This window comes from Acinetobacter sp. CAU_H_78 (assembly GCF_058599365.1).
The window spans coordinates 1,361,188-1,373,546 of sequence record NZ_CM178652.1 but is presented as its reverse complement, the minus strand read 5'-3'; the positions used below and the strand labels follow the sequence as shown (position 1 = coordinate 1,373,546).

Sequence of the window (12,359 nt, the reverse complement as noted above, 5' to 3'; positions counted from 1 at the left end):
AAGCATAGCATCAACCATTTATACGCATTATTTACGTAAAGATATCTTTAGCTAATATGTATGCCAAGAGAGATTTTCGAATCTTTCTTTTTATCAAAATTTAGAAACGTCGGCTAAAACGACGGCGATATTCTAAAGGTGTTAACCCTGTTTTTTTATAAAATAAACGCCGAAATGAGCTTGGATCCTGATAGCCGACATTTTGCATAATCAGATCTATTGCCTGATCGGTTTCCTCAAGCCGTTTGCGTGCTGCTTCAATGCGAATGGCTTGCAGATACTGGTTCGGTGCAATATTTAGCACCTGTTTAAAATGCCGGATTAAAGTACGAGTCGTGACATTAAAACGTTCTGCCAGCGCATTCAAAGTAAACTCTTCATGAAAATGCTGCTCTAACCAGTCCTGAACTTTTTGCACCAGTTCATCATGATGCGGTTGTCCAATCTTCATTAATGAATAGGAGAGTTGGCTATCGCGTCGATAATCAATCACAAAGGATTTAGCAGATTGCATGGCAACTTCAAAACCATAGAAACGTTCGATCAGATGCAAGCCTAAGTCAAACCAAGCCAAGCCTCCACCCGCACAGTAAATATTCTGATCCCGGCTAATCATCAGATCGGCATTGAGTTTGACCTGAGGATAACGTGCACGAAACATGTCCTGAAAACCCCAATGTGTGGTCGCCACACGATCATCTAAAATGCCGGCCTCTGCCAGAAAGAAATTCCCGGTGCAGTTTCCAGCGATTAAGGTGGATTGTGCATGAGCAGAAGTTAAAAACTGAACCAAGCTTGGATTTTCATCCAGTGCCTCTTGAATAGGCGCGGCAATGGTCGGCACTACCAGAATATCGGCAGTTTGAATCTCTTGATATGCACAATGAGCCTGCAATTTCAGACCGTTAATACAACGAATTGGTTGTCCATCTGGACTGGCGATCCTGACTTTAAACAGGCGTTGCACATCCTGCTGCTGAATCCGGTTCCAGCTGACGCCCGCCATAGCAAATAAATCGACGACACCCGTAATTGCTGAAGCTAAAGCACCATCAAAGCCTAAAATCACTACCTGTTGCATATTTTTCTATTTGTCGTTTTTCACCCGTTTCATGTCATTATTGACAATCCTCCTTGATAAATGCAACTGCTAGTCTTGATGCTATCTCAAGGATTGCATATTCAGGACCGTACCGTGACTCAGCTGATTAATGATAAAAACCTCAATTTTCTGCTTTATGATGTCTTCAAACTTGAAGCTTTAACTGAACTGGAACGCTATCAGGACCATGACAAAAATACCTTTGATAGTATTCTGGAAACGGCAAAAGGCATCGCGACCGATTATTTTGCACCGCATAATGCCAAGGCTGATCATCACGAACCGAGCTTTGATGGCAAACAGGTGAAGACCATTGATGAAGTAAAAATAGCATGGCAACAATTTGCTGATGCTGGTCTACTCTGCGCCCAGCATGATTACGCAGACGGCGGCATGCAACTGCCGACTTTGGTGAATATGGCCTGCAATGCCTATTTCATGTCGGCGAATCCTTCGACTGTTGCCTACTCTTTTCTGACAGCCGCTGCAGCAAATCTGATTCAAGCCTTTGCCTCTCCAGAACAAAAACAAATGTTCTTGCCGCATATGCTAAGTGGCCGCTTTGCTGGAACTATGGCGATGACCGAGCCGAATGTGGGTTCCTCTTTGGGAGATCTGACCACTAAAGCGGTTCCACAGGCAGATGGAAGCTACAAAATTAAAGGCCAGAAAATGTTTATTTCTGGTGGTGATCAGGACATTACTGAAAATATTGTGCATCTGGTTCTGGCTCGTATCCAAGATGCACCACAAGGCGTAAAAGGTATTTCCCTATTCATCGTGCCGAAACTCAAAACCAATACAGATGGCACTGTGGGTGAATCCAATGATGTACAGTTAGCTGGTCTCCTACATAAAATGGGCTATCGCGGCACCACTTCAACAGTTCTAAGCTTTGGGGAAAACGATAATTGCTTAGGCTATTTAATTGGTGAAGCGGGGCATGGCTTAAAATACATGTTCAAGATGATGAATGAAGCGCGCGTCGGTGTCGGTCTAGGGGCAGCCATGATCGGTTATCGTGGTTATCTGGAATCTCTGGACTATGCCAAGAACCGTCCTCAAGGCCGGCTGGTTCATGAAAAAACACCTGATGCCAAGCCCGTGAATATCATTGAGCATACGGATGTCAAACGCATGTTATTAGCACAAAAGTCTTATGTTGAAGGTGCTTTGGCGCTGTGCTTATTTGCAGCTCGCTTAATTGATGAACATCAGGCTGCACAAGATGAAGATAGTGCCATTTTGCTGGATCTCATTACACCCGTGGTCAAGTCCTTCCCTTCTACTTATGGTCCTAAAGCCAATGATCTGGCGATTCAGGTCTTGGGCGGTGCCGGCTATACGCGTGAATATCCGGTTGAGCAATGCTATCGGGATAACCGACTTAATCCGATTCATGAAGGCACCTATGGGATTCAGTCTCTGGATCTACTAGGCCGTAAACTCTGGCAGCACAATGGCAAAGGCCTGGCCCTGCTCATGCAACGCATCCAGAAAACCTTGTCTGAGATTCAGGATAGCAAGTTAACAGAACTGGTAAATGTCTATAAACAGCATCTTGCCACTGTGCAAAAGACCACTCAGGTTTTAGGTCAGGCTCTGCATCAAGGCAAAGTTAGTGAAGCTTTGGCCAATTCGGGGCTATATCTGGATATGATGGGCAAAACTATTATTGCGTGGCTGTGGTTGGAAATGGCTAATCAGGCTCAACTTAAATTTGGCACATCTTCTCAACAGGAAGATCAAGCCTTTCTGACGGGTAAAATTCAGGCAGCTCAATATTTTATTCATTGGGAACTGCCTGAAATTGAACATCTGGCTAAGTTACTGATGAACTTCGATGACACCTGTCTAAATATGCAAAGTGACTGGTTCTAAATAAAAATCAATAAAAAATGCGCCTCGAATGGCGCATTTTTTATTTGTTTACATCATCAAGCCGCAGTGTCTTTTAGACCAAATTTCTTAAGCAGCTTGGCACGTTTCGAAGGCAGAATATTCGCTTTAGTCAGATCGCCTTGATAATGTTGATACACACGTTGATCCATCATCTTGTACCACAATGGTGGAATCAGTGCCGGTATCAGCATGGTGGCATAACCACTTGGTAATTCTGGTGCTTCATCAAAATGTCGCAATGCCTGAAATGGTCGGCTTGGATAGGCATGATGATCCGAATGGCGTTGTAACTGGTACAGGAACAGGTTGGTCACGATGTTGTTATTGTTCCAGCTATGCTCGGGCAAGGTTCGCTCATAGGTTCCATCCGCTTTTTGCCCGCGTTTCAATCCATAGTGTTCGATATAATTCACGATTTCAAACAGGCTGATGCCATAAAAGGCTTGGGTCAGCGTATAAGGAATAATTTTCTTGCCATACGTTTTCAACATCAAGGCATGATAGCCCGCACTCATCGCCCAGCCATGAAATAGCTCATTTTCCTGACTAAAGAATTTTAAGCCTTTACGTTCCAAACGTCTTTTTTCTATCTCAATTGCTGATTTCAAGCCACCAAATACGGTACGTGGCCAGAAACGGTAGAAAGATTCACCCATTTTCGAAGATGCCGGGTCTTCTGGCGTCGCCACCCGTTTATGATGTCCATAAGGATGCTCAATCCGGAAATGGTTATAAGCCAGCGGCATCAGGCTGGCATGTGACCAGTAGTGATCTTTTTTCTGAGGACGGTGGCTTAGCTCGTGCGCAGTATTCACGCCGATTCCATTAATCGCCCCCATAGATACGCCAAGTAGCACCTGATCGACCAGAGAAACATTAGGACGGGATACGACATAACCAGCAAAAGCATTGGCAGCCATTTGCAATGGAATAAACATCTTCACGATCCGGTCATAATAAGGATCTTTGACCAATGCCTGAATCTGCTCATCATTTGGGTTATTGGCATCATCACCAATTAAAGCATCTAATGTTGGGATAATCACATGCAATAATAAAGGCCCACCCATCGCAAAGACTTTTTTAGTGGCTTTGGGACCAAAATGATAGCCAGCCAGAATTCCCATACCGATCATAGGCAAACCGGGACTGAGCAGCCAACCAAAACGTTTTTTATCCAGTTGGACACCTTTCAGCGCTGACGCATCCTGCGTGAACTGAGCTTTGCTAATTTGTGCAGGGGCATTCATTGCGACCCTCCTTTTTTATGTTACTCTGCACATATAGTTGAATATTTCTGCATTAGCGAACAGTATTGAACGTCCAGAAAAACTATGTCAGCGTCTTTGGCGCATTAGGCCAAATCTTGGCCTTAAATCACAAGACTGGGCTATTTAAATTTAATTAAATGAATTAAAACAAAAGAATAGAGTCAGGCATGGATGCTTTAAGTAAAATTTTTGATGATATTCATCTGGAAAAATCCGAATATCTCTACCTCAATGTGTTTCATCCAGGCGGGTTTGATTATCAGTATGAACCGTCCATGCTGGCTTATGTGTTATTAAAAGGCCAAGCTCAATTAATATTTAAAGATGGCGATCTGCTTGAGCTGCAACAAGGTGATCTTGTGTTATTGCCTGCTGGTTCTGCCCATCGGATTTCTAGTCCCGGCAATGCGGATTTTTCTGAACATCATTCGATTAATTGTTATTTTCAGACTCATGCACAGCAATGTGTGGATCTCAATATCACCCATTCAGCAGAACGCAGTTTTATCTTGGCGATTCGTTCCAATCTGGATATCCAGATGGCGAAACCTCTATTGAGTGCTTTACCTAAATTTCTGCACATTCAGCATATTCTTGGAGATACAGCACCAGAATGGTTACAAGTCGGTTTGCAATTTCTTGCATTGGAAACCCAGCAACTTCGTCCGGGACGGGACAAGATTCTGGATCATCTGGTCAGTATTTTACTGATTGAATGCGTACGAGATTATATTTTGAATCTGGAAAATGCTTCGAGCTGGCTGAATGCTCTTTCGCATCCTGAACTGTCCAATGCCTTGGCAGCGATTCATGGCAAACCGGAACAAGCTTGGACCGTTGAAAGTCTGGCTGAGCAATGTCATATGTCGCGTTCAAAATTTGCCCAGCTGTTTACCCAGATTGTTGGTGAGCCGCCATTGGCTTATTTACAACAGCATCGACTTCGGCTGGCAGCACAATATCTCAGAAATAGCGGATTTAGCATTCAGCAGATCGCGTATCTGGTGGGCTATTCTTCTGAAACGGCGTTTAGTCAAAGCTTTAAAAAACAGTTTGAACAAACCCCGACCCAATATCGTATTGCCTGTCAGAAAAGTAAGACGCCTTTATTGGACTAAGTCTAGTACCGCTTTGACAGGATCTTCACTGTTGCCGGAAAGCAGCTGCTTGTGCATAGTGAGATGCTGCATCACCTGAATTTGAGCTGCTTCAATATCCATCAGCTTTTCAATTTCAGCAGCCAGATTTTCAGGCGTTGCTTCAGACTGAATCAATTCCTGAATCACTTTTTTGCCAGCAATGATATTTGGTAATGAGAAATAAGGAATTTTGACCAGCAATTTGGCAATCTGATAAGTCAGCCAGTGCAATTTATAAAAGGTCACCATCGGACGGTGTAATAGCATGGCTTCCAGTGTCGCAGTGCCGGAAGCCAGCGCAATGATATTGGACGCATTCATCACCTGACGGCCAATTTTTGACTCACTGCTAGTATTTTCCATCAGGCGGATATGCGCTTTTAAACTGTCCGGATATTGTGCCAGCAAGTTTTCAATTTGCTGTTTGCGCATCTCATTAATGGCAGGAATCATAAACGTATAATCCGGGTATTTCTGATGCAGAATTTTGGCTGCATCCAGTACCAATGGTCCTAAACGTTCAATTTCACCACGGCGGCTCCCTGGCAGCAGTGCAATATACTTTTGCGTAGGATCCAAACCCAGTTCTGCCTGCGCTTCAGCCAAATCATTGTTGAGGGGTAACTGGCTTGCCAATGGATGACCGACAAAAGCTGCCGGAACATCCCATTTCTTGAAAAATGCTTTTTCAAATGGAAATAAACATAGTACCAGGTCAATACTGGCCTTGATACCATGTACCCGGCCTTGACGCCATGCCCAGACCGAAGGACTGACATATTGCACGGTCTTAATCGGTAACTGTTTTTGCTTTAGAGTCTTGGAAAGTCGCAAATTAAAATCAGGCGCATCAATACCGATAAACACATCGACTGGATCTTTCGTCCAGGTCTCGACCAGACCATCACGAACCGCAAACAGTTTTTTAATATCTTTCAGAACTTCTACAATACCCATGACCGAGAGAATATCCATTGGATAGTAACTCTTAAAGCCTTCCGCCAGCATTTGCGGCCCGCCAATCCCTTCAAATTCTGCATCAATACCCTGCTCTCGAAAACTACGGATGAGCTTCGCACCAAGCGTATCTCCCGATACTTCTCCCACCACGATTCCGATTTTAAGTTTCCGATTCTGCAAGTGTATTCCCTCAAATGAGACAAATTAATTCCGTTCAGATTCTATCATAAAGCGTGATTTGAGCATGCCTAAGTGTTGAACTGACAAATCATGGCTATCTTAAATCATAAAACTCTGGAAGCTGTACAATGCGCGCTTTAGCTAGGTCTAAAAAATTAAAAGTGACCTAAACCGAATGATCTTTAAACAAATAAATAAAAAGCATTTTGCAGAATCTTTATCAATTATCGTACTTAGCAATAGAAAGGTGTGCTAGATGATTCAAATTAAAATATAAATCAGGATGAATTACTTTAAATTTTACGGTCTTTATCTCTTTTTAGAATAAGCAAATCAATAATCAAGACAACGACTTATATTTAAAAGTCATAAGATATGCTCGTTTTTTGATTTTGGCATATATGCATGTTTGGTCCGATTGAATTTATTTTAGCAGGTGTATTGGTTGGTTTCTGTGTTGGGATTACCGGTGTCGGTGGCGGTTCGTTGATGACCCCAATCCTGATTACACTGCTTCGGGTTGAACCGCATATCGCGATTGGTACAGACCTTCTTTATGCCGCAATTTCTAAATTCTGTGGTTCATTGGTTCATGCCAAGAAAATGAATATTGTCTGGCCCATTGTAATCTGGCTGGCGATCGGTAGTATCCCTGCCTCATTTGTGACCCACTGGGTACTTGAGAATTACCTCAGTCAATCGACACATTATAAAGCAACGCTGACTATGGTATTGGGCTTTATGCTGACCCTTACCGGTGCATCTATTGTATTCCGCAATTCTATTGAAAAGTTTTTTAATAAATACCGCAAACAAGAACTGCCTGACATGACTCAGGATCTGGACAAAGTTGACTTTAAATCTGGCAATAAACGTGTCTTGATCGTGATCATGGGGATTGTACTGGGCGTGTTTGTGACCTTATCATCTGTCGGTGCCGGTGCTTTCGGTATTATGGCCTTGATCCTGATGTTCCCGAATCTGCCCATGATTCGCATTATCGGTTCGGATGTAGTACATGCCGTACTTCTAACTTTAGTCGCAGGTCTGGGCCATATGAGCGCAGGTAATGTAGACTTTACTTTATTAGGCTGGTTACTTTGCGGTTCTATTCCAGCGATTGTAATTGGTACGTTGATCAGTTCACGTATGCCAGAGAAAATTATCCGTAAAATTCTTGGGATTACCCTGTTCTGTCTTGGTGTGAATTTCATTGTGAATCCAGTCAAGTCAAAACCAGTGCAACCAGCCCAACCTGAATTGGTAACAGCAGTAGAAAAAACAGCTGCTGTTTAAACTAAATCATGGATTCATCACTTTTTTTTCAAAGAAGTATTCATCTTTTTTATAACAAAGTGACGCATCATTCATGTTATATTCAGGCTATTAAACAACCTTTTGTATGATCAAACCAGTGACGGCAATGAATACACTACAGTCAAAACCTATTTCAGCATCAGATATTGATGACGTGAATATCCAAAGCATGATTCCTTTGGTAACACCTGCTCAGTTGAAAGCAGAGTTACCTTTGACTGAAACTGCTTATCAAACCGTACTGCATGGTCGTGAAACGATTCGTAATATCCTGGATGGCAAGGATAAGCGTATTTTTGTAGTGATTGGTCCATGTTCAATTCATGATCCAGCGGCTGCGCATGAATATGCTGAACGTTTAAAAGCTTTAAGCGAAAAAGTAAAAGATAGCCTGTATATCGTAATGCGTGTTTATTTTGAAAAACCGCGTACAACTGTAGGCTGGAAAGGTCTGATCAATGACCCGGATATGAATGACTCTTTCAATATTGAAAAAGGTCTGCGTATCGGTCGTAAACTGTTACTGGAGCTAAATGAACTTGGCCTGCCATGTGCGACAGAAGCCTTGGATCCAAACTCTCCACAGTACTATCAGGATCTAATTTCATGGTCAGCGATCGGTGCACGTACTACCGAGAGCCAAACTCACCGTGAAATGTCTTCTGGCCTGTCTTCACCAGTCGGCTTCAAAAATGGTACAGACGGCGGTCTAACTGTTGCGACCAATGCAATGCAATCTGTTAAACATGGTCACAGCTTCCTGGGCCTTAACGATCAAGGTCAGGTTGCGGTAATTCGTACTTCAGGTAACCCATATGCACACGTGGTTCTACGTGGCGGTAATGGCAAACCTAACTACGATGCAGGTTCAGTTGCAGATGCTGAGGCAGCGCTTGCGAAAGCAAAAGTCAGCGGCAAGATCATGATTGATGCCAGCCACGCAAACTCAAATAAAGACCCGTACTTACAACCGCTTGTCTTAAAAAATATTACTGAACAAATTCTTGATGGAAACAAGTCAATTGTTGGTATTATGGTAGAAAGTCACCTGAAAGGTGGCCGTCAGGATATCCCTGCCAATCTTTGTGATCTGGAATATGGAAAATCAGTAACTGATGGCTGTATCGATTGGGAGACCACAGAAAAAGTGTTGCTTGACATGCATGAGGCATTGAAGGACGTTTTACCTAATCGTTAAACGAACTGACAAACGCCATCGACAAGATGGCGTTTTCATTTCTGAACAAGGAAAATTTTATCTGATGAATGAAATTGAAACTGCATTAAGTCAAATTGAAAATTTTCAGTTCATCCATGACCATCTGTTCAGCTCTGGTCAGCCGACAACTGAACAACTAAGGTTGATTAAAGAATATGGTGTATCCACCGTAATCAATGTGGCATTAACAGATAGCGATCATCATCTGTTACATGAAGATAAAATTTGTCTTGATCTTGGCCTGAACTATATCCAGGTACCGATCTCTTGGGAAACTCCCTCAGATAGTCAGTGCCTGCTGGTATTGGATCTGATTGATCATCTGGTTAAAGAACAGATGGTCTGGGTACATTGTACGCAGAATTATCATGTCAGCTGCCTGATGTATTTATATCGACAATACTATATGAATATGGACATGCCGACTGCACAGGAATATCTGAATCAGCTCTGGGAACCGAATGAAACCTGGACCGGTTTAATTCATGCGGTTGCCCTACAGCTGCAAGGCCGTAAAGCAACACAGGAACTGGAATTATCTCTGATCCATCCCAATAACTTCGGTTGATGTTATTTGTAGTGGCTGATCAAAACAGTTGCCATAGACAGAATACCTTCCTGACGGCCAGTAAATCCTAATTTTTCGGTGGTTGTGGCTTTAATACTGATTTGAGTCACATCCACATCCAGCACATTGGCAATGCTCTGACGCATTTCCAGATTATATTTAGCCAGCTTTGGACGTTCACAGGCCACCGTAATATCGGCATTATTCAGGCGATAACCGCGATCCAGTATCAGCTGATAGACATGCTTTAACAAGACCTTACTATCCGCACCCTTAAACTGCGGATCGGTATCCGGAAAATGTTGACCAATATCGCCCAGTGCTAAGGCACCTAATAAAGCATCACAAAGTGCATGTAAAACTACATCACCATCAGAGTGTGCTTTCAAGGCATGCGTATGTGGAATCTGAATACCTGCCAGAGTGACAAAATCACCTTCTTCAAATGCATGTACATCCAGTCCCTGACCAATACGAATTTGTGCAATCACTTTTATATCCTTTAGAAATAACTGATTGAAATCTTGTACACGACGTTTCTATTTCGCTATAGTTAGACCTAGCGTAACACAGTGAAAGTATAAGCGATCATGCTACTGAAAACTGATATAAATATGATGAAAATAATGGGACTTTTACTCGGGACAGGCCTTTTTGCTAGCAGCATTCATGCTGAATCGCTGGACTGTAGCAGTCATCATAACAATAACGCAGCCATGAAAAAGATCTGTTCAGCCTCTCTAGATGAACCGCGTGAAAAACTGACTGATCAATATTTTACCGCCTTTCTGATTACAGACGCGCCTGTTCGCTTGTTGCAAGATACCCAGCAGCTATGGAGCACACGTTTACAGCAATGTAAAACGCTGGACTGCTTTAAACAGCAATTTGACCAGCGTCTGGATGACCTCAATATTTATATTTCTTTGAATCAGAGCCTGACTCAACACTATCTCAAGGTTGAACAGGGACAAATGGCCAAGCAGCCGATTCATCTCAAGATTCATCAGCTGACAAAAGACCGCATCAAGATTGAAGGGATCGCTTACCGCAATCCGAATAATCGTGCAGAAACCCAGACCATTCCTTTTCTGGCTTATACCACGACGGAAACTAAAAGCCAGATTACGGATAATGAGCATGACTGCAAATATACCTTTAACTATAGTAAGGCAATCTTGACGGTCAGTACTGAGCAAAAAGGCTGCGAGCGCTTTAGTGGTATTTATCGTTTATATGATTAAACAGCCGACTTTTATTTTTATCTATCAATATCCTAAATATATATTTAAAAATTTAAACTAGGAATTCCCTCTCCTTATAGGAGAAGTTTTTATAAAGATTCCCTTCCCCCTAACCTTCTTCCTCAGGTAGGAGGAGCTTAATAAATAAACAATTATTTTTGATCTTTTAAAATAGCCTGCAAGCGGGCTTTTTACTTAGACCGGGTAATGCTGAGCTATTTCCTGACTGATCATCGCTGCGGTTGCTGCTGATAGTGTCCAGCCTAAATGTCCATGGCCGGTGTTATAAAAGACACGTTCCTGTCTACCACGGCGCACCACTGGCATCATGTTCGGCATCATGGGACGCAGACCTGCCCATGGAACCACATGTTCAGTACACAGATCGAAATTGCGTTGTGTCCAGTCAATTAAAGGCTGAATCCGGTCAACACGAATATCCCGATTATAACCATTAAATTCCGCGGTTCCTGCAACACGTAAGCGGTCTTTACCTAAACGTGACAAGACAATCTTGGCGCTCTCATCTAGCAGACTGACCCAAGGAGCATTTTGCTGACTTTGCTCATCATTGAGCTGTACCGTAATTGAATAGCCTTTCACCGGATATACATTCACCCGCTCACCCAACAGATCTGCCAACTGATAACTACTGACACCGGCACATACCACAATGGCATCTGCCTGAATCTCGAGCACATCTTCAGCATTGGCACGCACATTTTCAGGGCTTGGGCGGCATTTAACTGTAATCTGCTGTGCCTGGTGATCGGCTGCAAATACATCCTGCCCAAATTCGAATTTCACCCCTTTCTTCATACAGGCATTTGCCAGCCCTATACTGAATTTATGAATATCTCCAGTCGCATCACTCTGGCAATAAAATCCGGCGTAATAATCCCCAGTTAATGCAGGTTCAATTTGCTTGATTTCCTCATTGGTAATTGCATTACGTTCCAGACCACCACTACATAGGAGATCATTGACCTTAATCGCGACATCATAATCAGCTTTATTATGATAAAAGTGCAGAATCCCGCGTTTTTCCAGATCAAAATCAATCTGCTCAATTTCGGCAATTTCAAACAGGCGTTTTCTGGCAAGTAACGCGAGTCTTACCGTTTCCCGGGTATTGGCCTCATAATTTTTAATATGACCTAGAAATTCCATCAGCCAGCTATATTTATGCAGACTAAAAGAAGGATTGAGCAATAGCGGTGCGGTTTTTTGTGACATCCATTTGATGCCTTTCAACACCGTCGCTTTTTGATTCCAGACCTCTGCATTACAGGCAGAAAGTTGCCCGCCATTGGCAAAGGATGTTTCCATCGCGGGATAAAGATGACGGTCAACCACCGTGACCTGATAACCGAATAAGGCGAGCTCATAAGCTGTTGTTACACCGGTAATGCCTGCCCCCACCACAATAACATGACGCATAGACACCTCTCCTCAAT

11 protein-coding genes are annotated in these 12,359 nt (G+C 42.9%); 6 read left to right on the top strand and 5 right to left on the bottom strand.

Translation table 11 applies throughout. From position 1 onward, the window contains the following. Positions 1–100: 100 nt before the first annotated feature. The gene (locus AC4MCD_RS06740; RefSeq protein ID WP_419364470.1) at positions 101–1,081 is read right to left on the bottom strand and encodes a GlxA family transcriptional regulator; all 981 of its coding nucleotides are present in this window, start codon (positions 1,079–1,081) and stop codon (positions 101–103) included. 78 nt (positions 1,082–1,159) lie between these two features. Here AC4MCD_RS06740 and AC4MCD_RS06735 point away from each other — a divergent pair, with 78 nt between their 5' ends. Then, positions 1,160–2,983, top strand: a complete 1,824-nt coding sequence (locus AC4MCD_RS06735; protein WP_419364506.1) for an acyl-CoA dehydrogenase — start codon at positions 1,160–1,162, stop codon at positions 2,981–2,983. Between the two features lie 56 nt (positions 2,984–3,039). Here the strand turns inward: AC4MCD_RS06735 and AC4MCD_RS06730 are convergent, their stop codons facing one another. Next, positions 3,040–4,254, bottom strand: coding sequence for an alkane 1-monooxygenase (locus AC4MCD_RS06730; protein WP_419364472.1), 1,215 nt, complete (start codon positions 4,252–4,254; stop codon positions 3,040–3,042). A gap of 188 nt (positions 4,255–4,442) precedes the next feature. Between AC4MCD_RS06730 and AC4MCD_RS06725 the strand changes: the two genes are divergently transcribed. Then, positions 4,443–5,393 (top strand): AraC family transcriptional regulator, encoded by a 951-nt coding sequence (locus tag AC4MCD_RS06725; protein ID WP_419364474.1) that lies wholly within the window; start codon positions 4,443–4,445, stop codon positions 5,391–5,393. Here the strand turns inward: AC4MCD_RS06725 and lpxB are convergent. Continuing rightward, entirely contained in the window at positions 5,382–6,554 is a 1,173-nt protein-coding gene (gene lpxB / locus AC4MCD_RS06720; protein ID WP_419364476.1) for a lipid-A-disaccharide synthase, read from the bottom strand. The two genes, AC4MCD_RS06725 and lpxB, sit on opposite strands and share 12 nt — an antisense overlap. Positions 6,555–6,959: 405 nt before the next feature. Here lpxB and AC4MCD_RS06715 point away from each other — a divergent pair, with 405 nt between their 5' ends. From AC4MCD_RS06715 to AC4MCD_RS06705, 3 genes are all read left to right on the top strand, one after another. Then, complete coding sequence (locus AC4MCD_RS06715) at positions 6,960–7,850, top strand: sulfite exporter TauE/SafE family protein (RefSeq protein ID WP_125278642.1); 891 nt, start codon at positions 6,960–6,962, stop codon at positions 7,848–7,850. Positions 7,851–7,977: 127 nt separating this feature from the next. Next, positions 7,978–9,069: a 3-deoxy-7-phosphoheptulonate synthase gene (locus tag AC4MCD_RS06710; RefSeq protein ID WP_125278643.1), complete on the top strand. Its 1,092-nt coding sequence runs from the start codon at positions 7,978–7,980 to the stop codon at positions 9,067–9,069. Positions 9,070–9,133: 64 nt separating this feature from the next. Beyond that, positions 9,134–9,658 carry a protein tyrosine phosphatase family protein gene (locus tag AC4MCD_RS06705; protein ID WP_419364480.1) on the top strand — a complete coding sequence of 175 codons (525 nt, stop codon included), beginning with the start codon at positions 9,134–9,136 and terminating at the stop codon, positions 9,656–9,658. 2 nt (positions 9,659–9,660) lie between these two features. Here the strand turns inward: AC4MCD_RS06705 and ispF are convergent, their stop codons facing one another. Further along, positions 9,661–10,149, bottom strand: a complete 489-nt coding sequence (gene ispF / locus AC4MCD_RS06700; protein ID WP_419364482.1) for a 2-C-methyl-D-erythritol 2,4-cyclodiphosphate synthase — start codon at positions 10,147–10,149, stop codon at positions 9,661–9,663. A 99-nt stretch (positions 10,150–10,248) separates the two neighbouring features. Here ispF and AC4MCD_RS06695 point away from each other — a divergent pair, with 99 nt between their 5' ends. Further along, on the top strand, positions 10,249–10,902 hold the full coding sequence (locus tag AC4MCD_RS06695; protein ID WP_419364484.1) for an A1S_1983 family putative colistin resistance protein: 654 nt from the start codon (positions 10,249–10,251) through the stop codon (positions 10,900–10,902). A 195-nt stretch (positions 10,903–11,097) separates the two neighbouring features. Here AC4MCD_RS06695 and AC4MCD_RS06690 read toward each other — a convergent pair whose 3' ends face one another. Then, on the bottom strand, positions 11,098–12,342 hold the full coding sequence (locus tag AC4MCD_RS06690) for a D-amino acid dehydrogenase (RefSeq protein ID WP_419364486.1): 1,245 nt from the start codon (positions 12,340–12,342) through the stop codon (positions 11,098–11,100). Positions 12,343–12,359: the final 17 nt, after the last annotated feature.

Coding starts and splice junctions, on each gene's coding strand:
- AC4MCD_RS06740 (WP_419364470.1), bottom strand. CDS start 1,081: ATGCAACAGGTAGTGATTTTAGGCTTTGATGGTGCTTTAGCTTCAGCA.
- AC4MCD_RS06735 (WP_419364506.1), top strand. CDS start 1,160: ATGCTATCTCAAGGATTGCATATTCAGGACCGTACCGTGACTCAGCTG.
- AC4MCD_RS06730 (WP_419364472.1), bottom strand. CDS start 4,254: ATGAATGCCCCTGCACAAATTAGCAAAGCTCAGTTCACGCAGGATGCG.
- AC4MCD_RS06725 (WP_419364474.1), top strand. CDS start 4,443: ATGGATGCTTTAAGTAAAATTTTTGATGATATTCATCTGGAAAAATCC.
- AC4MCD_RS06715 (WP_125278642.1), top strand. CDS start 6,960: ATGTTTGGTCCGATTGAATTTATTTTAGCAGGTGTATTGGTTGGTTTC.
- AC4MCD_RS06710 (WP_125278643.1), top strand. CDS start 7,978: ATGAATACACTACAGTCAAAACCTATTTCAGCATCAGATATTGATGAC.
- AC4MCD_RS06705 (WP_419364480.1), top strand. CDS start 9,134: ATGAATGAAATTGAAACTGCATTAAGTCAAATTGAAAATTTTCAGTTC.
- AC4MCD_RS06695 (WP_419364484.1), top strand. CDS start 10,249: ATGCTACTGAAAACTGATATAAATATGATGAAAATAATGGGACTTTTA.
- AC4MCD_RS06690 (WP_419364486.1), bottom strand. CDS start 12,342: ATGCGTCATGTTATTGTGGTGGGGGCAGGCATTACCGGTGTAACAACA.